Origin of the sequence: Pseudomonas syringae group sp. J254-4 (genome assembly GCF_032586855.1) — a bacterium.
Classification (GTDB): domain Bacteria; phylum Pseudomonadota; class Gammaproteobacteria; order Pseudomonadales; family Pseudomonadaceae; genus Aquipseudomonas; species Aquipseudomonas amygdali.
On record NZ_JAWHOO010000002.1, the window covers coordinates 158,410 to 184,396 of the forward strand.

At 59.9% G+C, this 25,987-nt stretch carries 24 protein-coding genes; 5 read left to right on the top strand and 19 right to left on the bottom strand.

What is annotated here, in order from left to right; genetic code table 11:
* Window positions 1-63: 63 nt before the first annotated feature.
* Genes RYB09_RS03935 through RYB09_RS03945 form a run of 3 tightly spaced genes read left to right on the top strand, consistent with a single transcriptional unit; the run spans window position 64 to window position 5,365 of the window.
* Window positions 64-1,182: an efflux RND transporter periplasmic adaptor subunit gene (locus RYB09_RS03935; protein WP_219170788.1), complete on the top strand. Its 1,119-nt coding sequence runs from the start codon at window positions 64-66 to the stop codon at window positions 1,180-1,182.
* Window positions 1,179-2,267: an efflux RND transporter periplasmic adaptor subunit gene (locus RYB09_RS03940; RefSeq protein ID WP_057404580.1), complete on the top strand. Its 1,089-nt coding sequence runs from the start codon at window positions 1,179-1,181 to the stop codon at window positions 2,265-2,267. Before RYB09_RS03935 ends, RYB09_RS03940 begins: the two co-directional genes overlap by 4 nt.
* Window positions 2,264-5,365 (top strand): efflux RND transporter permease subunit, encoded by a 3,102-nt coding sequence (locus RYB09_RS03945; RefSeq protein ID WP_122258880.1) that lies wholly within the window; start codon window positions 2,264-2,266, stop codon window positions 5,363-5,365. Before RYB09_RS03940 ends, RYB09_RS03945 begins: the two co-directional genes overlap by 4 nt.
* Before the next feature lie 52 nt (window positions 5,366-5,417).
* Here the strand turns inward: RYB09_RS03945 and RYB09_RS03950 are convergent, their stop codons facing one another.
* The 13 genes from RYB09_RS03950 to RYB09_RS04010 all read right to left on the bottom strand — a co-directional run bounded on the left by RYB09_RS03950 (window position 5,418) and on the right by RYB09_RS04010 (window position 18,379).
* Window positions 5,418-5,885, bottom strand: a complete 468-nt coding sequence (locus RYB09_RS03950) for a hypothetical protein (RefSeq protein ID WP_316887563.1) — start codon at window positions 5,883-5,885, stop codon at window positions 5,418-5,420.
* Window positions 5,886-6,015: 130 nt separating this feature from the next.
* Window positions 6,016-6,642, bottom strand: a complete 627-nt coding sequence (locus RYB09_RS03955) for a class I SAM-dependent methyltransferase (RefSeq protein ID WP_316887564.1) — start codon at window positions 6,640-6,642, stop codon at window positions 6,016-6,018.
* Window positions 6,643-6,698: 56 nt separating this feature from the next.
* On the bottom strand, window positions 6,699-7,343 hold the full coding sequence (locus RYB09_RS03960; RefSeq protein ID WP_002551596.1) for a methionine ABC transporter permease: 645 nt from the start codon (window positions 7,341-7,343) through the stop codon (window positions 6,699-6,701).
* A complete protein-coding gene (locus RYB09_RS03965; RefSeq protein WP_316887565.1) occupies window positions 7,333-8,463 on the bottom strand; it encodes a methionine ABC transporter ATP-binding protein in 1,131 nt (376 codons plus the stop codon). Before RYB09_RS03965 ends, RYB09_RS03960 begins: the two co-directional genes overlap by 11 nt.
* A complete protein-coding gene (locus RYB09_RS03970) occupies window positions 8,460-9,248 on the bottom strand; it encodes a MetQ/NlpA family ABC transporter substrate-binding protein (RefSeq protein WP_004654148.1) in 789 nt (262 codons plus the stop codon). The genes RYB09_RS03965 and RYB09_RS03970 overlap by 4 nt, the downstream gene beginning before the upstream one ends.
* A 108-nt stretch (window positions 9,249-9,356) precedes the next feature.
* A complete protein-coding gene (locus RYB09_RS03975) occupies window positions 9,357-10,712 on the bottom strand; it encodes an LLM class flavin-dependent oxidoreductase (protein WP_058402799.1) in 1,356 nt (451 codons plus the stop codon).
* The gene (locus RYB09_RS03980; RefSeq protein WP_316887566.1) at window positions 10,712-11,917 is read right to left on the bottom strand and encodes an SfnB family sulfur acquisition oxidoreductase; all 1,206 of its coding nucleotides are present in this window, start codon (window positions 11,915-11,917) and stop codon (window positions 10,712-10,714) included. The genes RYB09_RS03975 and RYB09_RS03980 overlap by 1 nt, the downstream gene beginning before the upstream one ends.
* Before the next feature lie 25 nt (window positions 11,918-11,942).
* On the bottom strand, window positions 11,943-13,115 hold the full coding sequence (locus RYB09_RS03985; RefSeq protein ID WP_316887616.1) for an SfnB family sulfur acquisition oxidoreductase: 1,173 nt from the start codon (window positions 13,113-13,115) through the stop codon (window positions 11,943-11,945).
* A gap of 533 nt (window positions 13,116-13,648) precedes the next feature.
* On the bottom strand, window positions 13,649-14,377 hold the full coding sequence (locus RYB09_RS03990) for a hypothetical protein (protein ID WP_004654158.1): 729 nt from the start codon (window positions 14,375-14,377) through the stop codon (window positions 13,649-13,651).
* Between the two features lie 574 nt (window positions 14,378-14,951).
* The gene (tcyN, locus tag RYB09_RS03995) at window positions 14,952-15,695 is read right to left on the bottom strand and encodes an L-cystine ABC transporter ATP-binding protein TcyN (protein ID WP_316887567.1); all 744 of its coding nucleotides are present in this window, start codon (window positions 15,693-15,695) and stop codon (window positions 14,952-14,954) included.
* A 3-nt stretch (window positions 15,696-15,698) separates the two neighbouring features.
* A complete protein-coding gene (gene tcyL / locus RYB09_RS04000; protein ID WP_080394778.1) occupies window positions 15,699-16,367 on the bottom strand; it encodes a cystine ABC transporter permease in 669 nt (222 codons plus the stop codon).
* On the bottom strand, window positions 16,364-17,161 hold the full coding sequence (gene tcyJ / locus RYB09_RS04005) for a cystine ABC transporter substrate-binding protein (protein WP_316887568.1): 798 nt from the start codon (window positions 17,159-17,161) through the stop codon (window positions 16,364-16,366). Before tcyJ ends, tcyL begins: the two co-directional genes overlap by 4 nt.
* A gap of 219 nt (window positions 17,162-17,380) precedes the next feature.
* On the bottom strand, window positions 17,381-18,379 hold the full coding sequence (locus RYB09_RS04010) for a D-cysteine desulfhydrase (RefSeq protein ID WP_002551606.1): 999 nt from the start codon (window positions 18,377-18,379) through the stop codon (window positions 17,381-17,383).
* A gap of 197 nt (window positions 18,380-18,576) precedes the next feature.
* Here RYB09_RS04010 and epsC point away from each other — a divergent pair, with 197 nt between their 5' ends.
* A complete protein-coding gene (gene epsC / locus RYB09_RS04015) occupies window positions 18,577-19,530 on the top strand; it encodes a serine O-acetyltransferase EpsC (RefSeq protein WP_057434071.1) in 954 nt (317 codons plus the stop codon).
* A gap of 13 nt (window positions 19,531-19,543) precedes the next feature.
* Here the strand turns inward: epsC and RYB09_RS04020 are convergent, their stop codons facing one another.
* From RYB09_RS04020 to hutC, 6 genes are all read right to left on the bottom strand, one after another.
* The gene (locus RYB09_RS04020; protein ID WP_122280512.1) at window positions 19,544-20,251 is read right to left on the bottom strand and encodes an anti-sigma factor domain-containing protein; all 708 of its coding nucleotides are present in this window, start codon (window positions 20,249-20,251) and stop codon (window positions 19,544-19,546) included.
* Complete coding sequence (locus RYB09_RS04025; RefSeq protein ID WP_316887569.1) at window positions 20,248-20,814, bottom strand: sigma-70 family RNA polymerase sigma factor; 567 nt, start codon at window positions 20,812-20,814, stop codon at window positions 20,248-20,250. The genes RYB09_RS04020 and RYB09_RS04025 overlap by 4 nt, the downstream gene beginning before the upstream one ends.
* Before the next feature lie 103 nt (window positions 20,815-20,917).
* Window positions 20,918-21,451 (bottom strand): DUF3455 domain-containing protein, encoded by a 534-nt coding sequence (locus tag RYB09_RS04030; RefSeq protein ID WP_005730965.1) that lies wholly within the window; start codon window positions 21,449-21,451, stop codon window positions 20,918-20,920.
* Between the two features lie 105 nt (window positions 21,452-21,556).
* Window positions 21,557-22,732, bottom strand: a complete 1,176-nt coding sequence (gene nhaA / locus RYB09_RS04035) for a Na+/H+ antiporter NhaA (RefSeq protein ID WP_316887570.1) — start codon at window positions 22,730-22,732, stop codon at window positions 21,557-21,559.
* Between the two features lie 51 nt (window positions 22,733-22,783).
* Window positions 22,784-23,380, bottom strand: coding sequence for a HutD family protein (locus RYB09_RS04040; RefSeq protein WP_316887571.1), 597 nt, complete (start codon window positions 23,378-23,380; stop codon window positions 22,784-22,786).
* Complete coding sequence (gene hutC / locus RYB09_RS04045) at window positions 23,377-24,087, bottom strand: histidine utilization repressor (RefSeq protein ID WP_316887617.1); 711 nt, start codon at window positions 24,085-24,087, stop codon at window positions 23,377-23,379. Before hutC ends, RYB09_RS04040 begins: the two co-directional genes overlap by 4 nt.
* Before the next feature lie 202 nt (window positions 24,088-24,289).
* Here hutC and RYB09_RS04050 point away from each other — a divergent pair, with 202 nt between their 5' ends.
* Entirely contained in the window at window positions 24,290-25,654 is a 1,365-nt protein-coding gene (locus RYB09_RS04050) for a formimidoylglutamate deiminase (RefSeq protein ID WP_316887572.1), read from the top strand.
* Window positions 25,655-25,987 lie beyond the last annotated feature (333 nt).

Genomic DNA, 25,987 nt, shown 5'->3' on the forward strand with positions numbered 1-25,987 from the left:
GCATAGTCACGCTATTCTCTCGCCCTATCGCGCCCACATCCGGCAGCCGCACAAGGAGTCTGCATGCCCGTTCTTCCTTCTAGACTGGTTACATTCGGTCTCGCTGCTGCCTTGGCGATGTTAACGGGGTGTGGCGAGGAAAAACCGGCGGCGCCCGAACTGCCCAGGGTTTATGTGCAAACGGTAAAAAGTGCCGACTTCGCCGCCAGTGTCGCCCTGACCGGTGATGTTCAGGCGCGGGTGCAGACCCGGCTTTCATTCCGGGTCAATGGCAAGATCATTCAGCGTAATGTCGATGTGGGCGACCGGGTCACTGCCCGGCAGGTGCTGGCCCGGCTCGACCCCAAGGATCTGCAGATCAATGTCGATTCGGCCGCAGCCTCTGTGGCCGCCGAGCAGGCCCGCGTGAATCAGGCCCGCGCCGCTTTTGTCCGGCAACAAAAGCTGTTGCCCAAAGGCTATACCAGCCGTAGTGAATATGACTCGGCCCAGGCCGCCTTGCGCGGCAGCGAAAGCTCGTTGAAGGCTGCGCAAGCGCAACTGGCCAATGCCCGTGAACAATTGGGGTATACCGCACTGGTCGCGGATGCGCCGGGTGTGATCACCGCGCGTCAGGCTGAAGTCGGGCAGGTGGTGCAGGCCACGATGCCGATTTTCGATCTGGCACGCGACGGTGATCGGGATGCGGTGTTCAATGTCTACGAGTCCCTGTTCGTTCAGCCGCCGACCAATCAGCCTGTGCAGGTCACGCTGCTCGACAACCCGGACATCAAGGTCAGCGGCAAAGTACGCGAAGTGACCCCGGCAGTCTCGGCGCAAACCGGCACTTTACAGGTCAAGATCGCGCTCGATCCGCTGCCTGAAGGCATGGACCTGGGCTCGGTAGTCAGCGTGGCGCTGAGCGCACCGGCCAATGCAAGTGTCGAGCTGCCTTGGGCGGCGCTGACCAAGGACCTTGGCGAGCAGTTGGGCAAGCCTGCCGTGTGGGTGGTGGACGAGCAGGGCAAAGTCAATTTGCGCAAGGTCACGGTTACTCGTTATCTGACTGCCAAAGTCATCATCGGCGACGGGCTTAAAAGTGGAGAGAAAGTCGTGGTGGCAGGCGGACAGTTGTTACACCCGGACATGCAGGTCGAGATTGCCGAACAGCCCAAACAGCAGAACGCGCAGGTGCAGCCATGAAGCGTTTGTCGTCATGCCTGTTGCTGGGTGGCCTTCTGTCCAGTGGCTTTCTGTTGAGTGGCTGCGGCAAGGACGAGGCCCCTCCGGAGCCGGTGCGTCCTGTCGTGTTCGTCGAAGCCAAGCCTGAGTCAAATCAGGATTTCGGGCGTTTTGCCGGCAATATTCAGGCGCGTTATCAGAGCGTGTTGGGTTTTCGTGTGGCGGGACGTATTGCCCGGCGCAACGTCGACGTAGGCGCTGAAGTGAAGAAAGGCGATTTGCTCGCCACCCTTGATCCGACCGATCAGCAGAATACAGTGCGTGCCCGGCAGGGCGACTTGGCCAATGTGCAGGCGCAGTTGATCAACGCTCAGGCCAATGCTCGCCGCCAGCAGGAACTGTTTGATCGCGGTGTGGGTGCCCAGGCGCAACTGGACATCGCCCTGACCGATCTGAAGACCGCCAGCTCGTCGCAGGAACAGGCCAAAGCCGCTGCACAACAGGCCCGCGATCAATTGAGCTACAGCGAGCTGCGCAGTGATCACGATGCTGTGGTCACCGAATGGAAAGTCGAAGCCGGTCAGGTTGTTACGGCCGGGCAGGAAGTCGTGACCCTGGCGCGGCCGGACATCAAGGAAGCGGTGATCGACCTCCCTGACACACTGGCCGACCAGCTGCCGTCCGACGTGGTATTCACTGTCGCCAGTCAACTGAACCCGGAAGTGAACACCACCGCCACCATTCGTGAAATCGAACCTCAGGCCGACCGCACCACACGTACCCGCCGTGCACGTCTGACGCTGGCGCAAACGCCAGCGGCGTTCCGGCTGGGGACGGCCATCAGCGTGACGCTCAGCTCGACCATCACGCCGCGCATGCGTTTGCCGATCAATGCCTTGCAGCAGGCCGATGGCAAAAGCCAGATATGGATCGTCGACCCGCAAAACCAGACGGTGAACCCGAGGGCTGTGAACATTATCAGCCGTGACAGCAACAGTTTCGTGCTGGCCGATGGCGTCAAGGCAGGTGAAAAAGTGGTGAGCGCGGGCGTCAACAGCCTCAAGCCGGGCCAGAAAGTCAAAGTCGATGAGGAAAGCCCGCGATGAAAGGGAATTTCAATCTGTCTGAGTGGGCCATCAAGCATCAATCGTTTGTCTGGTATCTGATGTTTGTCGCGCTGCTGATGGGCGTGTTTTCCTACATGAAGCTTGGGCGCGAGGAAGACCCGTCCTTCACCATCAAGACCATGATTATCCAGACCCGCTGGCCGGGCGCGACGGTGGATGAGACTCTCGAGCAAGTCACCGACCGCATCGAGAAGAAGCTCGAAGAGCTGGACTCGCTGGACTACGTGAAGAGCTATACCCGACCGGGCGAGTCCACGGTCTTCGTCTACCTGCGTGACACCACCAGCGCCAAGGCGATACCGGAGATCTGGTATCAGGTGCGCAAGAAGGTCGATGACATCCGTGGCCAGTTCCCGCAGGGGCTGCAAGGCCCGTCGTTCAACGACGAGTTCGGCGATGTGTACGGCTCGATCTATGCGTTTACCGCAGACGGTTTCTCGATGCGCCAGTTGCGTGACTACGTCGAGAAGGTTCGCGCCGACATCCGCGACGTGCCCGGGCTGGGCAAGGTCGAGATGATCGGTCAGCAGGACGAAGTGGTGTACCTGAACTTCTCGACACGCAAGCTCGCGGCATTGGGCATCGACCAGAGCCAGGTGGTGCAAAGCCTGCAATCGCAGAACGCGGTGACGCCTGCCGGGGTGATAGAAGCCGGGCCGGAGCGGATCTCGGTGCGTACCTCAGGCCAGTTCGCGTCCGAGAAGGATCTGGCTGCAGTCAATCTGCGCATCAATGACCGTTTTTATCGTCTGAGCGACATTGCTGACATAACCCGTGGCTACACCGACCCGCCCAAGCCGCTGTTCCGCTTCGATGGCAAACCGGCGATCGGCCTGGCCATCGCGATGCAGAAGGGCGGCAATATCCAGTCGTTCGGCAAGGCGCTGCACGAACGTATGGACGCTACCACAGCGGAGCTGCCAGTCGGCATTGGCGTGCACAAGGTGTCGGATCAGGCCGAGGTGGTGAACAAGGCTGTGGGCGGCTTCACCAGCGCGTTGTTCGAGGCAGTGATTATCGTGCTGTTGGTCAGCTTCGTCAGCCTCGGGTTTCGCGCAGGGTTGGTGGTCGCGTGTTCGATTCCGCTGGTGTTGGCGATGGTGTTCGTGTTCATGGAATACAGCGGCATCACCATGCAGCGGATTTCCCTCGGCGCGCTGATCATCGCCCTCGGCCTGCTGGTGGATGACGCCATGATTACCGTGGAAATGATGGTCACACGGCTGGAAATGGGGGAATCCAAGGAGCAGGCCGCAACGTACGCCTATACCTCGACAGCGTTCCCGATGCTCACCGGTACGCTGGTGACCGTGGCCGGCTTTGTGCCGATCGGCCTGAACAACAGCTCTGCGGGGGAATACACATTCACGCTGTTTGCTGTCATTGCCGTGGCGATGCTGGTGTCGTGGCTGGTCGCCGTTCTGTTCGCACCGGTGATCGGCGTGCACATTCTGAGCGCCAACATCAAGCCGAAGTCCGAAGAGCCGGGCCGCATCGGCCGGGCATTCAACGGCAGCATGCTCTGGGCCATGCGCCATCGCTGGCTGGCAATTGCCATCACGGTAGGGTTGTTCGCCGCGTCGCTGTTCTCCATGCAGTTCGTGCAGAACCAGTTCTTCCCGTCTTCGGACCGCCCGGAAATTCTGGTCGACCTGAACCTGCCGCAGAACGCCTCGATCAACGAAACGCGCAAGGTGGTGGATCGTTTTGAAGCGAGCCTCAAGGACGATCCGGATATCGAGCGCTGGAGCACCTACATCGGCCAGGGCGCGTTGCGTTTCTACCTGCCACTCGATCAGCAGCTGGAAAATCCGTTCTACGCCCAGCTGGTGATTGTCAGCAAAGGCCTGGAGGAGCGGGGCGCGTTGACTGCCCGTCTGCAAAAACGCTTGCGTGATGACTTCGTCGGCATCGGTTCGTATGTGCAGGCGCTGGAGATGGGCCCTCCGGTAGGTCGTCCGTTGCAGTATCGCGTCAGCGGCGAGAACATCGACAAGGTGCGCCAGCACGCCATCGAGCTGGCCAAACTGCTCGATCACAACTCGCATGTGGGCGAAGTGATCTACGACTGGAACGAGCCGGGCAAGGTGCTGCGCATCGATATCAATCAGGACAAGGCCCGGCAGTTGGGCCTGTCGTCGGAAGACGTCGCCAAGCTGATGAACAGCGTGGTCAGCGGTTCTACCGTGACCCAGGTGCGTGATGATATCTATCTGATCAATGTGATCGGACGTGCTGAAGACGCAGAACGCGGCACGCCGGAAACCCTGCAGAACCTGCAAATCGTGACCCAGACTGGAGCATCCATTCCGCTGCTGGCGTTCGCCACCGTTGGTTACGAGCTGGAGCAGCCGTTGGTCTGGCGCCGCGATCGCATGCCGACCATCACCGTGAAAGGCGCGGTACGGGACGCGATTCAGCCAACCGATCTGGTCAAACAGCTGCAACCTGAAATCGACAAGTTCGCCGCTGGCCTGCCGGTCGGCTACAAGGTTGCAACGGGCGGCACGGTCGAAGAAAGCAGCAAGGCGCAGGGGCCGATCGCCAGCGTTGCGCCGCTGATGCTGTTCCTCATGGCAACGTTCCTGATGATTCAGTTGCACAGCATTCAGAAGATGTTTCTGGTGGCCAGTGTCGCGCCTCTGGGCTTGATCGGCGTGGTACTGGCGCTGATTCCGACAGGGACGCCACTGGGGTTCGTGGCGATTCTCGGTGTACTGGCGCTGATCGGCATCATCATCCGCAACTCGGTGATTCTGGTGACCCAGATCGATGCCTATGAAAAGAGCGGCTACCTGCCGTGGGACGCCGTAGTCGAAGCCACCGAGCACCGCCGCCGCCCGATTTTGCTGACCGCGGCCGCGGCGAGCCTGGGCATGATCCCCATTGCGCGGGAAGTGTTCTGGGGCCCGATGGCCTACGCCATGATCGGTGGCATCATCATCGCCACGTTGCTGACCCTGCTATTCCTGCCTGCGTTGTACGTGGCCTGGTACCGCATCAAGGAACCAACCGACGAACAGCGTCGCGAAGCGGCGGACAAGGATGACGATGAGCAGGTACGGCTTGCGCATTGAGTAATATGTGTTCTGCCACCTTTGAAAGGTGGCAGAGTCGCTGGTGCGGTAATTAGTCGGACAAAGTCAGGCTAAGGTTGGCGAACCGCACTGGGCCGAACGGCGAGGCCTTTGTCAGGCCTGAAGGCGAAAAGCTGGAGGTGTCCGCCGGGGCAGATATATTCAAGAAGCATTTCCTGAGCTGCGCCTGGAAATCGAAGTCGCCAGAATAATGCACCCATTCCTGAGTTGCGAAGTTTACGACCTGCGTCAGATTAATCGTGCCCTCAATGTTGTAGCCGCCCACGACTACAACGAAAAACACCTCGCCTACGTTCTCTGCGTTATGAACGTCGAACTCGAGATGCAGACGCTGGGGGGGCAGTTCAATAATCGACTGGCTTACGGTCACTCCGGTATTCAGCTTGATGCTTTGACCTTCACCTTCCATGGGCCTGAAATCTGGCTCAAAGCCCGCTGGGGCTGTCCAGTGAGTAAGATTGTCGCTGAAATCGCCATTTTTCAGATATTCGGTCGCCATGATCAGTTCCTTTGATCGATTCGGAGGGATACAAGCCGCCTGTTTAAGTGGCTGAATCTATCCTAAGGCGCACCGGTTGCTGAACGATACTGTCAGAAGTACCAGCACACGAACTGCGCAGCGCCGCACATCACTGACGCCGCCAGACGCTTGCCAGCCAAGGCTGCTGCTCTCTCGGCAACCCGGCGGGGCGGTAGTAGTGTTCCAGCTCGCTAAACCCGGCTTCGGTCAGCAGTTCGCGCCATGTTTCGAGGTCGTGGTACGCGCCGTAACGCTCGCCGTTCCAGCCTTCCTGATTCTCACCACGCGGGTTGGAGCTGAACAGCACGCCGCCCGGTTTGAGCGTGGCATACAGTTCGCGCAGCACGCGTGGCAGTTCCTGTCTGGGGATGTGGAACAGCACTGCGTTGGCGAAGAGGCCATCGAAGCGGCCTTGCGGCAGGTCGAGTTCGAGGAAGTTCTGCTGTAGCACTTCGCAACCGGTCTCGGCGCGGGCCATTTCGGCGAAACGTTCGGAGCCGTCGAGCCCGACCGCCATATGGCCCATCGCTGTGAACGTCTTCAAATCACGCCCCGGCCCGCAGCCGAAGTCGAGAATCTGCCACGGTGCCGGGCCTTCGATATGCCGCAACAGGGCATCGATATTCTGGCTGACGTCGTGGTCGCGTGTGCCTTCGCGAAATTCGTCGGCCACGCTGTTGTAATGGCTGACGGTGGTCGAGGTAATCTGCGCAAGCGTCTGAGGGTCGAGTTTCATCAGGGGCGGTCCGGTAAAGGAAGACCGCCAATATACCCTCGCTGCGTTTCGGCTGCTCAGCGCCTGTCGAAGCTGCGCGCCAGCCGGTCACCGCCCAGTTGCACCAGCGCTACGACCGCCACCAGCAAGACGATTACGGTCAGCATCACCTGCGTATCGAAGCGCTGATAGCCGTAGCGATAGGCAATGTCGCCCAGCCCGCCTGCGCCGATGGCACCGGCCATGGCTGATGAGTTGATCATCGTCACCAGCGTGATGGTAAAGCCGCCGACGATGCCGGGGCGCGCTTCTGGCAGCAATACGTGCCAGATGATGTGCCAGCGCCGACAGCCCATCGCTTGCGCCGCTTCGACCAGGCCGTGATCGACCTCGCGCAGGCTGACTTCGGCAATTCGCGCAAAGAACGGCGTGGCAGCAATGGTCAGCGGTACGACGGCTGCCCAGACCCCGTACGTGGTGCCGACGATCATCCGCGTGAACGGGATCAGCGCGACCATCAGGATCAGGAAGGGAATAGAGCGAAACAGGTTCACGAAGGCACCCAGCACGCGGTTGATCCCCGGTGCCTCATAGATGCCGCCTTTGGAACTGGTGACCAGAATCACCGCCAGCGGGATGCCCAGCAGCAGTGCGATCAGTGACGACACACCGACCATCAGAAACGTGTCGAGGGTGCCTTGCAGCAAGCGATCAACCCACATAACCCAATACCTCCGCGCGTGGCGCCAGTTGACGGGCGCGTGCCAGCAGTTCGTCCCGGCTGTGCGGCGAGCCGGCGACCGACAGAATCAAGTGGCCGATGGCCCGCTCGTGAATGCGCTCGACCCCGCCCTGCAGCAATTGCACCTTGCCGCCCAGCGCGGCAAACAGCGCGGCCAGATCCGGCCCCTGGTCACTGACACCGGTGAAATGCACGTCCAGCAGCAGGGCTGCATCAGGTCGTTGCGGCTGATCGCTCAGACGCTCGGCCCACTCCTTGGGCAGCCCGGTTTGCAGCGGAGCCAGCAAGGTTTTGCTGACGTCGTGCTGCGGGTCGCCAAACACCTGCCATACCGGCCCCTGCTCGACGACTCGCCCCTGTTCCAGCACCACCACGCGGTGGCAGATATCACGGATAACCGCCATTTCATGGGTGATCAGCACGATGGTCAGGCCCAGGCGCTGGTTGATCTCGCGCAACAGGTCCAAGATCGACTGAGTGGTTTCCGGGTCCAGTGCTGAAGTGGCTTCGTCGCACAACAGAATTGCTGGGTCATGCACCAGCGCGCGGGCGATGCCGACACGCTGTTTCTGTCCGCCGGACAGTTGCGCGGGGTACGCCTTGTGCTTGTCCTGTAAACCCACCAGTTCCAGCAACTGCGCGACCTTGCGCGCGCGTTGCTCCTTGGGCACACCGGCGACCTTGAGCGGCAGTTCGACGTTCTGCCAGACGGTCTTGGCCGACATCAGGTTGAAGTGCTGGAAGATCATGCCGATGCGTCGGCGCAGCTCCACCAGTTTGTCTTCGTCGAACTCACCGATGTCCACCTGATCGATCAGCACCCGGCCGCTGCTGGGTTGTTCCAGGCGGTTAATGGTGCGGATCAGCGAGGACTTGCCTGCGCCGCTGCGGCCAATGATGCCGAATATCTCGCCGCGCTGGACAGCCAGGTCGATATTGCCCAGCGCTTCAACGGGGCCTTGCTTGCCGTGATAGGTCTTGCCCAGGTTGATGAACCGCACATGGGCGCGATTCAGTTCCGGATGCAGTTCGGCCTGTTGCGCCAGTGTGCTTGCGCTCGGGGTGTTGATTGGCAGTTGGCGTTGCGCGGTTGCGGTCATTCTTTCCATCCCGCCTGGTAAAGCTTGCCGTTGACCTTGTCGAGCGAAGCGCGGACGACGGGCGAGTGCTGATAGATATCGACGAATTTCGCCAGGCGCGGATCATCTTTATGATCAGGTTTGATCACGAACTGAATGACGTATTCCGGGTGGTCCAGACCATCGAACAGGATGGCCGAGTCGGCGGGAAAGGTCTTGGCCAGACGGATATAGGCAGGGTAGCCCTGTACCAGATCGGCGTCATCGTAGGCGCGCACCAGTTGCACGGCTTCAACCTGAATGATCTTGAGCTTTTTCGGGTTGGCGGTGATGTCTTCCTCGGTCGCCTTGTAGCCGACGCCTTGCTTGAGGGTGATCAGCCCGGCCTTGGCCAGCAATTGCAGGCCGCGTCCGCTGTTGATCGGGTCATTGGCAATGGCCACGGTAGCGCCGGTCGGCAGCTCATCAAAGCTTTTGTACTTTTTCGAGTACAGACCCACGTTGTTGATGATCCCCGGCGCATAGGGCACTAGGCCGAAACCGGCGGCTTCATTGGCGTTGGTCAGGAAAGGGATGTGCTGGAAGTAGTTCACGTCGATATCGCCTGCGGCGAGGGTGACGTTGGGCGCGATCCAGTCGGTGAATTCGACCAGCTCGACTTTCAGGCCCTGCTTGCCAGCTTCTTCGACAGCGGCTTCAAGCGGTATGGCGAAGGCTGCCGTGGTGCCGACTTTCAAGGGCTTGTCGTCAGCGTAAGCGGTCAGGGTCAACAGCCCGAGGGCCAGTGCAGCGAGGGTTTTGCTCATGGTGCGGTCCTTTAATAAAGTCTCGTTCCTCACGCTCCAGCGTGGGAATGCATGTCGTGACGCGGAGCGTCCTGAACGGCGTGCCAACGCGGAGCATTGGTACGATAATCAAGCTCTGAAGCCCGCTCCCGCGTGCCGTTGCGGCAATCGATCCGTGCCTTCCGGAAACAGTTTTTTGCGCAGGCTGCCGTCTTCGTAAGCGGTCTTGTAGGACCCGCGGCGTTGCAGCTCCGGGATCACCAGATCGATGAAGTCCTCGTAGCTCTCTGGCGTGACGATGCGGGTCAGGTTGAAACCGTCCAGGCCGGTTTCTGCAATCCACGATTCCAGCTCATCAGCGACCTGTTCAGGCGAGCCGACCAGGGTGATATAACGGCCGCCCAGCGCGTGCTGATCGAGCAGTTTCTGGCGGGTCCAGTCGTTGTTTTTCAGGTTTCTGGTCGCGGACTGAATGGCGTTGCTCTTCACGTATTGAATGGGTTCGTCCAGTTCGTATTCGGCAAAATCGATACCGGTCGATGCCGCAAAGTGCGCCACGCCTGCTTCGGCGCTGGCATGGTGGCGGTACTCGGCGTGTTTCTCCCGAGCCAGCGCCTCGGTCGCGGCGACAATGACGTTAAGGCCCATGAACACCTTGATGTCCTCCGGGTTGCGCCCGGCCTTCACTGCGCTGGCGCGCACCTTGTCTACCTGCTCGCGGGTCGCGGTCTTGTTCTGGCCGCTGATGAACACGCATTCTGCGTTCTGCCCGGCAAACTGCAGGCCGCGCTCCGAACTGCCAGCCTGAAACAGCACCGGCGTGCGTTGCGGTGACGGCTCGCACAGGTGGTAGCCCTCGACCTGATAGAACTCGCCCTGGTGCCGTACCTTGTGCACCTTGCCTGGCTGGGCATAGACGCGCTGCTCGCGGTCGTTGATGACGGCATCGTCTTCCCAGCTGCCTTCCCAGAGCTTGTAGAGCACCTCCAGGTATTCATCGGCCTGATCGTAACGGCGGTCGTGCTCGTTCTGCTCGGTGAGACCCATCGCCCGAGCCGCGCTGTCGAGGTAGCCGGTCACGATGTTCCAGCCCACCCGGCCACGGCTCAGATGATCGAGTGTCGACATGCGTCTGGCGAACAGATAGGGCGCGTCGTAGGTCAGGTTGGCTGTCAGGCCGAAGCCCAGGTGTCTGGTCACGCCAGCCATCGCCGAAACCAGCAGCAGCGGGTCGTTGACCGGCAACTGGATGGCTTCCTTGAGGGTGACGTCCACCGAGTTCTGATAGACGTCGTACACGCCCACGATGTCGGCGATGAACAAACCGTCAAACAGACCACGCTCCAACAGTTTCGCCAGCTCGGTCCAGTATTCCAGGCTGTTGAATTGCGTTGAGGTGTCACGCGGATGCGTCCACAGACCATGATTGATATGGCCGATGCAGTTCATGTTGAACGCGTTGAGGAGGATCTTTTTACGCGCCATCAGATCGTCCCCCGCAACGGAGGATTGGTGTCGTTGAGGTAGTAATTGCCGATGGCGTGAAACTTCCAGCGTACCGGGTCGTGCAGCGTATGAACGCGCGCATTGCGCCAGTGGCGATCCAGGCCGTGTTCAGCCAGTGTCGATTGACTGCCAGCCAGTTCGAACAACGTGCTGCCAGCCGCCAGGGAAATCTCCGTGCTGATGGCGCGGGCTTCGGCCACGGCTATTGATGCGGCGGCCACGGTGCGGGCATTGCTGTCTGCCTGGGCAACGTCGAGAAACTCCCCGGCCCGCTCCAGCAGTGCTTCGGCGGCGTGCAGGCGAATACCCAGCTTGCCGAAGCTGTGCAGCGTCAGCGGGTCGTCCACGGCCTTTTCGATACCCGAGTCGATCCAAGGCCGGGTGCGCGTCTGCACGAAGGTCAAGGCGTCCTCAAAGGCTGCGCGGGCGATGCCGGTGTCGATCGCGGCATGAAGAATCTGCGCCAGCGGCCCGACTGTAGTGGGGCGCTGGAAAGCGCTCTGGAACGGCACGATGTCGTTGGCGCGGACGTACACGTTGTCGAATACCACCGAGCCGCTGCCCGTGGTGCGCTGCCCAAAACCGCTCCAGTCGTCGATGACGCTCAGGCCCTCGCTGTCATGCGCGACGAAAACCAGTTGCTGCACGCCTTCGTCGTCGATCACCGAGGTGGGAATACGTTGCGCATACAGCGCGCCGGTCGCATAGAACTTGCGGCCGTTGATGCGATAACCGTCGCCGTCACGGGTCAGGCGAGTGGTGCGGTCATGTGCCGTTTTGGTCCCCAGTTCGGCCAGCGCGTTGCCGAACCGCACGCCAGCCAGCGCCTCGGCATACAGTTGCGCCTGTTGCTGCGGGTTGCCGTTCACGCGCAACACCTCGAGGGCGTAGAAATGGTTTTGCGGAATCTGGCCCAGCGAGCCATCGGCTTCGGAAATCAGCTGTATCACCTTGGCCAGCGTCACGTTTGAAACACCCGCGCCGCCAAAGGCCTTCGGGACACTGATGCCCCACAGACCGGACTGACTGAACAGGTCGAGTTCGGCATGAGGCAGACGACGCTCGCGGTCGCGTTGCGCGCTGTCGGTCTTGAAGTACAGGGCCAGTTCGCGGGCTGTTTGCAGGGCCTGAACGTCACTGGTAATCAGCGCTGCGTTGTCGCGCGCCTGAAGGTTGGAACTCATCAAAGGTGTTCTCCAGTGGTCTGGTTCAGATCCAGGAATGGCGAGCAGGCAGGGTGCCGTTCAAATGCCAGGTGCCGACTGCGTGGTATTTCCAGCGCACCGGGTCGTGGAGGGTATGGACGCGTGCGTTACGCCAGTGGCGGTCGAGATTGAACTCGGCCAGGGTCGCGCGGCTGCCCGCCAGTTCGAACAGCTTTTCGCTGGCCAACAAGGAGATTTCGGTGGTCAGTACCTTGGCACGCGCCACGGCAATGGAAGCGCGCGCTGCCGAGTGCTCGTCTATGGGCGCAGCGTTGATTTCGTCGAGTTCCTGACCCGCCTTGCGCAGTAACGCTTCGGCGGCGTGCAGCTCAAGTTTCAGCTTGCCGATGTCGGCAATCACGTAGAGATCGTCGCTGGCACGCTCGACGTTGGCGTCGATCCACGGACGGGATTTCTCGCGAACGAACGCAATCGCATCATCAATTGCACCGCGAGCAATGCCCGCGTCTATCGCGGCCTGGATCAACTGCGATACCGCACCCTGAATATTGGGCGTCAGGGCCAGACGCCAGTTGTCGACCACCTGCCCGGCGTCGACCGCAACGTTGTCGAGCAGCACGGTGCCGCTCGCGGTGGTGCGCTGGCCAAAGCCCGACCAGTCATCGACGATGCGCAGGCCCGGTGTGCCACGTTTGACGAAGGCCATGATCTGTCGGCCCTGATCATCCAGCGCCTTGACCGCGACCCAATGCGCAAACAATGCGCCGGTGGAATAGAACTTCTGTCCGGTGATGGTCAGGCGGTCGCCATTGGCGGTGATCCGTGCCTTGAGTTCCAGCGTGTTTTTGGTGCCGCGTTCCGGCCCGGCGTTGCCAATGCGCCAGCCGTCCAGGACGCTCTGAAACAGTGTTTTTTTCTGCTGTTCGGTGGCGCTGCCCTGCAGCAGGTGCAGAATGCCAAACTGGTTTTGCGGAATTTGTCCCAATGCGGGGTCGGCAGCAGAAATGATCCTGAACACTTCGGCCACCGTGACGAACGATACTTGCGGACCGCCGTACGCGCGCGGGATGGATATGCTGCCCAGTCCGCTACGGGTGAATTGTTCGATTTCAGCCCACGGCAAAGCGCGTTGCCGATCGCGGTTTGCAGCATTGATCCTGGCTGACGCTGCCAGTTCATGAGCGGCTGCAATGGCCTCGGCGTCGTTTTGCAACACCTTGGCCGCAAGCAGTCGGGGAGCTACGTCAGGCTCTTGTGAAGCCTCGACGTGGTGGGCTGCTACCGCCGCCGGATCAGACTCGCGTCGCTCACCGTCAGTAGGTACAGCCCTGGGTTTATCCACAGGGGTAGTTGTGAAAGGGACCATCGGAACCTCGTAGCAGTAGACCGCATCAAGTGCGGCTGGAAAACATCACGATGTCCGGTGGTCCGGTATATATACCCTAAGCGTGTATAAAATTTTTTAAAACGTGCTTTTTGGAATAAGCATAGACAGTAATTGTCAGTCGTCTGCGTCCGTTCAGCGCCTCAACCGACGTCACCCGAGGTGCCAGACCGAGGTGCAGAATCAAATGCGAAATGAACACCGCTGACGCCTGCGCGATTTCGCCGTTTATTGCATGCGCGGCATAGGTTTAAAAAGTAGCGGACATAAGTTGCCAATGTTTATTTTATGGATGACTGCTATCACCGTGCCGGCTATTTTGCAGGTGATTTTTTCAGGAGCCTCGATTATTCGATTCGTCGTATTCAATCAGTTGAATGGCCCAGTGGCTGAACCCGTATTACCCGTGGCGGAGCCCAGAGCGAGTTGTTACCCACTCGGTCGATAACACAGTAAGTCACTTCCAGTTGTTGTTCCTCTCCGCCTTCCAGTATCAGCGCGGGCGGTACGACCAGATCGACAGGCTCACCGACGTCTTCGGCAACAAGCGGCGGCAGGTCCATACGCAAATCGCCCCAGCGCACGGTGATCTCGTCGTGAACAGCCATGTTCAGGTACGGCTCGATGGTCATCGGTAAACCGCCTTCCAGGTGCCTGCGCGACAGTCCTCGACGTATTACCGATGGCACAACATACAGCGGTGCCAGCCCCTGGTTTTCTTCCGTGTTGGTGCTGACCAATTGCCCGCCTGGTGCGTTCAGCTTCACCCACAGCTTGCGGCAGGGCGAGGTTACGGGCAAACCGCCTATTTTCATGACCCGGTAGTAAGTTCTTGCTTTGCCGTTCTGTAGAAAGCTTTCCGGCACGCGTAGGACAACGGGTTTGCCGACGTCGGATGCCTTCAATATTTTTGACGCGACGTAACAGCCGTCCCAGAACAGTTCGATCAGGTCTCCCTCGTCCATGCTGTCATAGGGGGCCACATGAACAAGCAGTTGAGAGGCACCTCTCACGCCTATGCCATGTCGGCTGGCCAGCGGTATGGAAGGGGCTGACAGGCCCATAGGGGTCGGTTTGCAAATGATTTGGCTCATGTACGGGTGCTCCTGATAATCAATAGTTCAAGTAACGATTCGTCATAAATTTTCATGTTGAAGTAATAAGAGGTGCGCTTAAGGCGGTGGGATAAGTACCTTAAATATCCAACTTATGGCAAACATTACAAATGGTATGAAAAGAGGGCTTGAAACTTTAGTGTCTCACTAACTGAGTGATGTGTATGAGCTAATGGGCTTTGCAGGCACTTGTCAATATGTGGGTGGCGTTTGCTAGTGTTTTACTTGAAAACCGGAGACTTCCTACACGGTTTATTTGGAACTGTTTACTTCGCGATAAACAACCGTCCTACCACAAAGTACCAATAGCAACAGGCAGTAACCGACGGAGGAGGGCTCAGAAGAGGGTGTTCGGCAAGGGGCGTGTGTCTCAGGCCAGCCGACTACGAATCAGGTATGAGAGCTGACGTAGGCCGATTTTATTATTTCGATGATTTTTCGGAAAATTACGCGGGAATTGAGCAAGGATCTTGAACGATTAACGCCTTCTGAAATGTAAGAAAAAAGCAGCGCCGTTGATGGACGCTGCTTTTTTGGGGACCTACCGGCATGATCAGTGACGAGTGCGCTCAAGAAACTGCCGTGTGCGCTCTTCCTTAGGGTCGGCGAACAGTGCTTTGGCTTCGCCTTGCTCCACGATCACCCCCTTGTCGATGAAGATCACCCGGTTGGCGACCTCCCGTGCAAAGCTCATCTCGTGGGTGACGATCACCATCGTGCGCTTTTCTTCGGCCAGGGCGCGAATAGTGGTCAGCACCTCGCCAACCAGTTCCGGGTCCAGTGCCGAGGTTGGCTCGTCGAACAGAATCACTTGCGGCTCCATCGCCAGCGCCCGTGCAATCGCCACGCGCTGCTGCTGCCCGCCCGAGAGACGACGCGGGTAGGCGTCTTCCTTGCCGGTCAGGCCAACCTTGGCGAGCAGTTTCCTGCCCAGCGCCTCGGCGGCTTCCCGCGCGACCTTCTTGACCACTACCGGGCCTTCAATGACGTTTTCCAGCGCTGTGCGATGCGGAAACAGATTGAAGTTCTGAAACACGAACCCTACCTGCTGGCGCAACTGGCGAATCAACCCCTGTTGCTGGTTCATGGAACGTGTTCCATCGATCTCGATGTCGCCCACCTTGATCCTGCCGCTATCTGGTGTCTCCAGCAGGTTCAGGCAGCGCAGCAGGGTGGTCTTGCCCGAGCCACTGGGACCGATGATGGCGACGACTTCCCCGGCTTCGATACGCAGATCGATGCCCTTGAGCACCTGATTGCCTTTGAATTCCTTGGTGAGTTTTTCAACGACTATCATGCGTCAGGTCTCCAGATCATGCCGGTTGACCCTGGCTTCCAGCTTGTTTTGCAGGTGCGAGAGCGCCGTGGCAAGGATCCAGTAGATCAGTGCGGCGGCCAGGTACATGGTGAAAATTTCAAAGGTGCGGGCGGTGATCAATTGCGCCTGGCGGAACAGCTCCGGCACCTGAATGGTGGCGGCCAGCGCGGTGTCCTTGACCAGCGAAATGAAACTGTTGCCCAGTGGCGGCAAGGCCGTGCGTGCTGCTTGCGGCAGTATGGCCCGGCGCATGGTCTGCCAGCGGGTCATGCCGATGCTTGCGGCAGCTTCCCACTGACCACGCTCCACCGAACTGATAGCCGCGCGCAGAATCTCGCAGGCATAGGCGGCCATGTTCAGCGAAAAGCCGATCAGTGCCGCGCTCAGGGGTTCAAGCTGGATACCCAGTTCCGGCAGGCCGTAATAAATCACGAACAGCTGGACCAGCAAGGGCGTACCGCGAAAGAACGACACGTAGATGCGTGCAATCCAGTTCACCAGCTTGAAGCGCGACAGGCGCATCAATGCCAGGCCGAAGCCCAGCAGCAACCCGAAAAACATCCCGCCCAGGCTGAGGAAGACGGTGTAATACGCGCCCTTGAGCAGAAAGGGCGCGGAGTCCAGCGCGAGCTGAAGGCTCTCTTCGATCATTTGGTGACGTCAGCGTTGAAGTATTTCTTCGACAGTTTTTCCAGGGTGCCGTCGGCACGCAGTTTGTCGATGGCCTTGTCGATAGCTGCCTGCAACTCGGGTTCGCCTTTGCGCAGGGCAATGCCGGACTCCTGACGGGAAAACGCGTCACCTGCGGGCACCAGTTTGTCTTTGGTCTTGGTGGCCATTTCCAGAGCTGCCAGGCGATCAACGAGAATCGCGTCGATACGGCCTACACTCAGGTCCTGAATTTTGCTCGGGTCATCGTCATAGGTTTTGACGATTGCGCCCGGGACGTTTTCCTTCAACCATTGTTCGTAGTTGGTGCCCAGCCCCACGCCAACCTTCTTGCCGGTCAGGTCCTTGGCTGTCTTGATGGTGTCTGCGTTCTTCTTCAGAACCAGCGCCTGAATGCCGGACACGGTGTAGGGCTCGGAGAAGTCGTACTTCTTCTTGCGCTCCTCGGAGATGGTCACCTGATTGATCACCACATCCAGACGCTTGGAATCCAGAGCGGCCAGAATGCCGTCCCATTTCGATGGCTGGATCTTGGCTTTCACACCCAGTTCCTTGGCCAGCGCTTCGGAAAACTCGACTTCGAAGCCGGTGAGCTTGCTGTTTTCATCGACGAAGCTGAACGGCGGGTAAGTGCCTTCAAGGCCCACATTAAGCGTGCCGCTATCCTTGATTTTCTGCAGTTGCTCGCCAGCCATGGCTTGCCCGGCGATACCGGTACCGAGCATCAAGCCCAGTGCCGAGAAAAGAAACGTGCGACGAATAGCGGAAATGTTCATGCGAGCCCCTTGTTGGTATGGAAGTGTCTGGCCAGTTTCTGACCCGACTCAAGCAACATCGTGCTGATTATTCAGCTTTTTTTCAGGCAGTTACGTCAGGTGTTGCGTCAGAGTTGTTGCCTGCCGGGCGCGACTATATAGCCATCTGCTTATGAGGAAAAATAACAAAAAAAGTTATTTTTCCTATCAAAAGGCATAAAAGCTGCGCCGGCTGAAAAGTTACTGATCAAACGCATCCGGGTAGGCAAACAGCGCCGGAGCACCGCCAGTGTGCAGAAAGATCAGCGGGCCGTCGTTGAAGCGCTGACGGCCAATGCCATCCAGCAAGCCGGACATGGCCTTGCCGGTATAAACCGGGTCCAGCAACAGCCCTTCGTGGCTGGCCACCAGCTTGATCGCCGCCAGCGTACCGGCGTTCGGTTCGCCATAACGCGGAGCGAAATACTCGTCCCACAGTTCAACCTTGAAATGCTCCGGCAGGGCGATATCCAGTAATTCTGCCGTGCGCTCGGCCAAGCCCTGCACTTTGGGCAGTTGTGCTTCTTCACTGCGCGAAACGGTCACGCCGATAACCGGCAATTGCGGCAACTCGTGAGCCAGTGCCAACGCCAGGCCGCTGTGGGTGCCCGCGCTGCCGGAGGCCAGAACAACCGCCGCAAAGTCGATGCCGGTCTGCTTGATCTGCTCAGCCAGTTCCAGCCCGGCACGTACATAACCCAGCGCACCGACCGGGCTTGAGCCACCGATGGGCACCAGATAAGGCTTCTTGCCGCTGGAGCGCAGACGCGCAGCCAGCGCGTGCAGTTGTTCGTCGGCGTTGTCGAGGTTTTCGACCAGCTCGACCTTCGCATCGAACAGCTCCAGCAGCAGGCGATTGCCGTTTTTCAGGTAACTGGGGTCTTCGGTGCCGATGGGGTTTTCCAGCAGCGCCACGCAGCCCAGGCCCAGACGCGCCGCCAGGGCCGCGGTCTGGCGAACATGGTTGGACTGGATAGCGCCCGCAGTGATCAGCGTGTCGGCGCCTTGGGCCAGCGCGTCTGCGGCGAGGTACTCGAGTTTGCGGACCTTGTTGCCGCCCAGCGCCAGTGTGGTGGTGTCATCACGCTTGATGTAGATATCGCGATCTGCCCAGATCGACAGGCGCTCAAGCTTTTCCAGAGCCGTCGGCGCGCTGATCAAGTCCAGGCGATTGAAACGGGCAAGCTGATTTTTGATCATGGTGGTCGGTAAGCCGTGTAAAGAGTCACCGGACTATAGGCAGACGTTTCCCGCACGGCAACTTATCTGTGCTTACGGCACTGCTGGCGTATTCCTACAGAAATTGTTGTTTTTTTCGCCTGAATGTTTGCCGTAGAGTGGCAACAGCAGCGGCCAGCACTGTCGGTCGCCACCCTTCACATCAAGGAGAGTCAAGCGTGAGCGATATTCCAGAAGCATCCGCCGACGGCAGCTCCAGCCACTGGCAGTTGCAGCGGATCGTCAGCCAGTTGCGCGGCGCGCGTGAAGACTGGCGGGCTCGCAACAGGCGAGTGAGCGGTGAACACGGTGGGCGTGAGCTGCCTTCGCGTGCGGCCATGGGCGAGATTCTTGAAGCCTTGAGCGGCGCACTGTTCCCGATGCGCCTGGGCCCGGTGGACCTGCGTGAAGAAAGCGAAGATTTCTACGTGGGGCATACGCTGGATGTGGCACTCAATGCGCTGCTGGCCCAGGCCCGCCTGGAGCTGCGCTATGTGGCCCATCAGCAGGGCGGTGACCTGAAGAGCATCGATGCGCGAGCGCTCGAGCTGATTCAGGGTTTCGCCATGGCCCTGCCGGGTATTCGTCTGTTACTGGACACCGACGTCCTGGCCGCCTACCACGGCGACCCGGCCGCACGCAGCGTCGATGAGGTGCTGCTGTGCTACCCCGGCATTCTGGCGGTGATCCACCATCGTCTGGCGCACCATTTGTATCGCGCCGGTCTGCCATTATTGGCGCGCATCAGCTCGGAGATCGCCCATTCGGCGACCGGTATCGACATTCATCCGGGCGCGCAGATCGGCCCGAGCTTCTTTATCGACCATGGAACAGGCGTGGTAATTGGCGAAACCGCGATCATCGGCGAGCGGGTGCGGATCTATCAGGCCGTTACCCTGGGCGCCAAGCGCTTCCCGTCGGACGAGGACGGCCAGTTGCAGAAAGGCCATGCACGGCATCCAATCGTTGAAGACGACGTGGTGATCTACGCGGGTGCGACCATTCTGGGGCGCATCACCATTGGCAAGGGTTCGACCATCGGCGGCAATGTCTGGCTGACGCGCAGCGTACCGGCAGACTGCAACCTGACTCAGGCCAACCTGCTGCAACAGGATGATTGCAGCAAGAAGTGAGAACGCTCCGTTATCAGATCACCTTCACCGCCCGGCCGATGAACTGGATCGGCCCGGTGGGCTTGCCGATTGGCGAGCCGGTGGATTTTTCCAGGGTCAGTTCGAACAGCTGATTGGGTTGCAGCGGCGGCAGTTTGTCCAACGGAACATGCAGGCTCTGACCCGGCTTGACCAGCCCGAGCGAGACCGGGCCTTGCCAGTCGTCACCTTTGGTCCAGAACTCCAGCGCCTTGTCGTTCGGAACCTCGAATACGCCCAGCGGAATAAGCTGGATTTCCTGCGAGTTGCTGGCTTGCACAACCCAGCCGGGCGCCTTGTCCTGCGGCCCGACCAGTACCACCAGATAAGACGGTTGCGCCGGTGCGCGGGTCAGCAGCGTCATGCCCAGCACCAGCGACGCCGCTAATCCAGCCCCCGCCAGCCCGCGCCAGACCGACAGGTTGTCCCACCAGCGCACTCGCTGTCTGTGTGGCGCTTTGGCAGGCGCTGCCAGCTCCAGCAAGTTACGCTCGATGCGATCCCACAGACCGGGCGATGGCGTAACCGGTTCGGCCAATTCTGTCAGAGGCAGCAGGCGCTGTTCCCAGGCATCGATGGCCGCCTGCAAATCAGGCTCGTGGGGCAGGCGACGCTGTACGTCGAGCCTTTCCTGTGCCGACAGGGTGCCGAGCACATACTCGCCCGCCAGGTCATGAAGGTTGTCGTCTGAAGGTCGGGTCATCCCATGCACTCCCGCAAAGCCGTCAGGCTGCGCTTGATCCAGGCTTTGACCGTACCTAATGGCGCGCCGATTTTCTGCGCGATTTCCTGATGCGAATAGCCGTCTACATAAGCGTGAAAAACACAGTTGCGGCGCACCGGTTCAAGTTGCTCCAGGCATGAGGTGATGCGCCCCGGATTGACCCGCCAATCGAAGGCATCGCCGGTTTCCTGCCAGCCTTCCAGCGTCGCCTGTTCATGATGATCTTCGCTGCCGTCATCCTCGACACGTACCTCGCGTGCCGTGTTGCGCAGCGTATTCAGCGCCAGGTGGCGAGTCACGCTGAACACCCAGCCGCGTGCCGACCCACGCGAAGCATCGAAGCTGGCCGCGTGGTTCCAGATTTTCAGGAATGCGTCATGCACGATGTCTTCAGCCAGCGCCCGGTCACGCACCAGCCGCTGAGCGACGCCGAGCAGCCGCGCGCTTTCCTGTTGATAAAGACGCTGCAAGGCCTGCTTGTCACCGCGAGCGCAGGCCTGCAACGTTGCTTCGTAATCAAAGAGAGATTCGTGCGAGGACAAGATGATCCGCCATCAAAGGAAGACTACTGCCTCGCTGACATCACGAGGCTCCCGTGCAGCAGCATAGCCTACTGTTGCACGGTCACCTGATTAAGCGCATTGATCAGCTGGCGGTCCAGAACAGGTAGTCCGCCTGATACTTGACCACTTCCTTCGCGCCCTTGTTGCTCTCTGCACAGGCTTTGGCCGGGGCTACGCCGCCTTTCAAGGCCACGCGCTGAATGTAGGTCACGCCCGTCATCGCGCCCTTGCCTTCAGCCGGGTTGGCCTTGACCAGTTGGTACGGCAGGTTGCCTGCGCTCGACGGGGCCACAGCAACCTGAGTGCCGGTCAGTTTCGAGCCGTCTTTGGCTTCCCAGGTGGCCGGTGGGCCGTAGTAGGTGCCGACCTGTTTGCCGCTCTTGTCATTGAGCACGGCCTTGGGACCGACGAATGCCCACTCCATCTCATTGGGCATGTTGGCTTTGGCGCGGCACTCGTAAGTGATCTCGCCAACCCCGGTGGTGGTCATGCTGACTTTGTTGCCGGCCGGTACCCGGACGCTTTCGGGCAGGTCAGTCTGAGCCATGGCAATGGATGACAGGCAAGTGAAAGCCAGGGTGCTACCAGCAAGGCAGAGCAAGCGTTTTGCGTTCATGCAGAAATCTCCAGAGGGTTTAACCGCGCTCAGCAACTCGAAGTGGCTGCTGAATGTACTACCCGCGAGAAACCCATCTGGATGCAGTGATTTGAAAATATTTTTTCAGTGCCGGCTGAAACGGCTGCGCAGCAGCAAAATACCGGCGATTGCCGCGAGGCCCGAGCCGATCAGCACGCCGACTTTTACTTCATCGATCAGGTGCTGCGAACCAGGAAACGCCAGGTTGCCGATGAACAGGCTCATGGTAAAGCCGATGCCGCACAGAATAGCGACGCCGTACAACTGCACCCAGTTGCTGCCTTCCGGCAATGTCGCCAGCCCGGCACGAATCGCCAGCACTGCGGCAAGGAACACACCGATCTGCTTGCCGACGAACAGGCCCAATGCGACACCCAGCGGCACCGGGTCGATCAGGTTTGCCAGGGTGATGCCGGAAAGTGATACACCCGCATTGGCAAAACCGAAGATCGGCACCACGGCGAACGCCACCCAGTAATGCATCTTTTCTTCAAGAAACAGCAGCGGCGAGCGTGCTTCCTCCTCGGGCTTGCCCATCGGGATGCACAGCGCCAGCGCCACACCGGCCAGCGTGGCGTGTACGCCTGATTGCAGGACGAAGAACCATAGCAGCGCGCCGAGCAGCAGATAGGGCAGCAGGCGGCGGACGTTCAGGCGGTTCAGCGCGATCAATACGGCGAGAGTCACGAATGCGGCGGCCAGCATCGGCAGGTTAAGCCCCGAGCTGTAGAAAAACGCGATAATGGTCACAGCGCCCAAGTCATCGAGAATCGCCAGCGCGGCCAGAAAGACTTTCAGCGAAGTCGGCACCCGATTGCCCAGCAGCGACAACACGCCGAGGGCGAAGGCGATGTCGGTGGCCGCTGGAATCGCCCAGCCGCTGAGGGTTTGCGGGTTGCCCAAGTTAATCGCGATGTAGATCAGCGCAGGCACCAGCATGCCGCCCGCCGCTGCAAAGCCGGGCAGGGCGCGTTGTCCCCAGGTTGCCAGGCCGCCGGCCAGCACTTCGCGTTTGATCTCCAGGCCGACCATCAGAAAAAAGATGGCCATCAGCCCGTCGTTGATCCACAGCTCCACCGACAGGCCCAGCCAGACACTGTGCAGAATCGAGAAATAGCTCGCCGAAAGAGGAGAGTTGGCGACGATAAGGGCGGCCAGCGCCGCCGCCATCAGGACGATGCCGCCTGCTGATTCGGAGGCGAGGAAACGGGTGAGGACGGCAACGCCTCTGGGCGTTTCCCGGTTGAAAAGTTGAGTCATGGTCATCCTTGAGTGCAAGGCTGTTTTTGTAATGAAGTGCCAGGAATGCGCCTACAGGCCCGTGGCAGTAAGTTCGATCAGGCAGCAACGACTGGCGCGAGGTGATTGCAGTTCGACTTCCATCAAGCCGCCAGAATTATCAACCTGAGCGCAATCAAGTTTACCGAGAATTTCCCACGGCTGGCCGTTCACGCTTATCGCTACCTGCTCGGCCATGCTGAACAGCACGAATGTGCCGGCTGAACTGAACAGCCGTTGCGGATGACGCACGTCTATCCAGTGCAGGCGTGCCGTGTAACGGTGAGGAGCATAGATCAGATTGAAGTCGCGAATCGGCCCGTCCAGCAGCGTGCAACTGACTTCACTGTCGCCGCTGAACGCGAACGGATCCGATGGCAGCAGCGGGCGGCTGGTAATGCCGTCCACGTCCAGCGTCATGCCTGCGCCCTGCAAAACGGTAATGATGCGCTGATAACCGGCGAACACCGAGAAACCGCCTGAGGTTTCAATGTCGGCAATCGACAGTCGCCAGCCGAAACCGTCGAGGTCCTGGCCTGCATCGCGAGCGATTTCTTCAGTGCTGCCGCCGCCGTTTTTCCACGGCATGCGCGGGTAGTCGACGGCGCGCAAAATGCGGGTCTGGTTCATTTGGTAAAGCGTCCTTCCAGGCGATGACGGGAGCCGGGGTGGATCAGGCGCGCAGCGGTAACCGGCTGACGACCAGACCAGGTCCGACGGCGAATCAGTAGGCAGGGTTCTCCCGCCTCAATCTGCAACAGTCTGCATTCATCGGCTTCGGCGAGAATCGCCTCGACCACATGTTCGCCTTCAGTGAGCGGTGCAACCTGCGACAGATAGGCATAAGGCGTCTGCAGGGTGAAGTCCTGCCTGAGGTAATCAGGAGCGACCTGGGCGTTCACGAAGCGGTCTTCGATCTGCACCGGAATGTCGTTCTCGTAGTGCACGATCAGCGAATGGAACACCCGCTGGCCTTCGCGCATGTCCAGCGCCAGCGCGCGCTCGGAGCCTGCGGCTTCTTCCTTTAGCACCATGACCTTGCAGGTATGGCGATGGCCGCGCGCGGCGATCTCGTCAGCAATGTTATGCACTTCGAACAGTGCCGACTGGCTTTTGGGTTCTGCGACAAAGGTGCCAACACCCTGCATGCGCACCAGCAAACCTTCAGCGGTCAGCTCGCGCAGTGCCCGGTTTATGGTCATGCGGCTGAAACCCAGTTGCGTCACCAGCTCGCTTTCCGACGGTACGCGATGGTGCGGCGGCCAGGTGCCGTTCTGGATCTGCAGGGCGATCATGTGTTTGACGCGGGCGTACAAGGGTGCGGGACTTTCGCCCATCTGGGCTGCCAGGGAAGAAGAGGCGGGCGGAGTCGACACGTGTGAGTCCTTGTTTTCAAAATGACGTTTTGACGATGATTCAGACGCCTGAGAGCGCCACGCTAACCATTAACCTGCTGCTCGGCAAGCGTGCCGAAGGTTTACCGGTCGCTTAAACGTCTGTATATGTATATACAAATTACAGTGATGAGGTGTGAAGTCAATGTCAGCCTTCTTTGCCGAGCGCGCGTTACTCCCCGACGGCTGGGCCAGCAATGTGCGTCTGGAGGTCAGCCAGGAAGGTGTTTTGACCCGCGTCGAGGCCAACGCGGATCGGCAGGGTGCCGAAATCGTCAGTGGCCCGTTGCTGCCTGGCATGCCGAACCTGCACTCTCATGCGTTTCAGCGGGCGATGGCCGGGCTGGCGGAAGTGGCGGGCAACCCCAACGATAGTTTCTGGACCTGGCGCGACCTCATGTATCGCCTGGTAGGGCGCATCAGTCCGCAGCAACTGGGCGTTATCGCTCGCCAGCTGTACATCGAAATGCTCAAGGGCGGTTACACCTCGGTTGCCGAATTTCATTACGTGCATCAGGACCTGGACGGCAAACCCTATGCAGATCCTGCCGAACTGGCCGTGCAGATCAGTCAGGCGGCAAGTTCGGTCGGCATCGGCCTGACCCTGCTGCCGGTGCTTTACAGCCACTCGGGGTTTGGCGGGCAGGCACCCAACGAAGGGCAGCGGCGGTTTATTCACAGCACTGACAGCTATCTGGATTTGCAGGCTCGTCTACGCCCGCTTCTGGCGGCTCAGCCCACGCAGCAGTTGGGTCTGTGCTTCCACTCACTGCGTGCGGTGACGCCACAGCAGATCAGTGAAGTGCTTGCGGCCAGCGACCAGCAGTGCCCTGTGCACATCCATATCGCGGAACAGCAGAAGGAAGTCGATGACTGCCTGAGCTGGAGCGGTCGGCGTCCGCTGCAATGGCTGTATGAAAATGCCCCTGTGGATAACCGCTGGTGCCTGGTGCATGCGACCCACGCCGAGGCGGATGAAGTGCAACTGATGGCGCACAGCGGCGCGGTGGCCGGGTTATGCCTGACCACCGAGGCCAATCTGGGCGACGGTATCTTTCCGGCGGTGGACTACATTGCCCAGGGTGGCCGGTGGGGAATTGGCTCGGACAGTCACGTTTCGCTCAGCGTGGTCGAGGAGCTGCGCTGGCTGGAGTATGGCCAGCGTCTGCGCGATCAGCGCCGTAACCGGCTGTATCGCAGTGATCAGCCGATGGTTGGCCGCACCTTGTACGACGCCGCGCTCGCGGGTGGCGCGCAGGCGCTGGGGCAGCAGGTTGGTGCACTGCAAGTGGGACAACGCGCTGACTGGCTGGTGCTGGATGACAACGACCCGTACATCGCCACGGCCTCGGGCGACGCCATCCTCAACCGCTGGTTGTTCGCTGGCAGCGACCGACAGATTCGCGACGTGGCAGTGAATGGACGCTGGGTCATACGTGAAGGGCGACACGCCGCAGAACAACAAAGCAACCGCGAGTTCGCGCAGGTATTGAGGGAATTGCTCGGCTGATGCAAGAGAGGACGCAGAGCGTCCAGAACGGCATGCCCACGCGGAGCATGGGCACGATAGTGTTCTTGCGGACGCTTGGCGTTCCTCACTTTCCAGCCACGACGCTTATCGTTCCTCACGCTCCAGCGTGGGAATGCCGTGGGTGACGCTCCGCGTCACAAATCTGCGCCGCGCCGCCCATCGAAAATCGGACGCAGAGCGTCCAGAGCGGCATGCCCACGCGGAGCATGGGCACGATAGTGTTCTTGCGGACGCCTGGCGTTCCTCACTTTCCAGCCACGACGCTTATCGTTCCTCACGCTCCAGCGTGGGAATGCCGTGGGTGACGCTCCG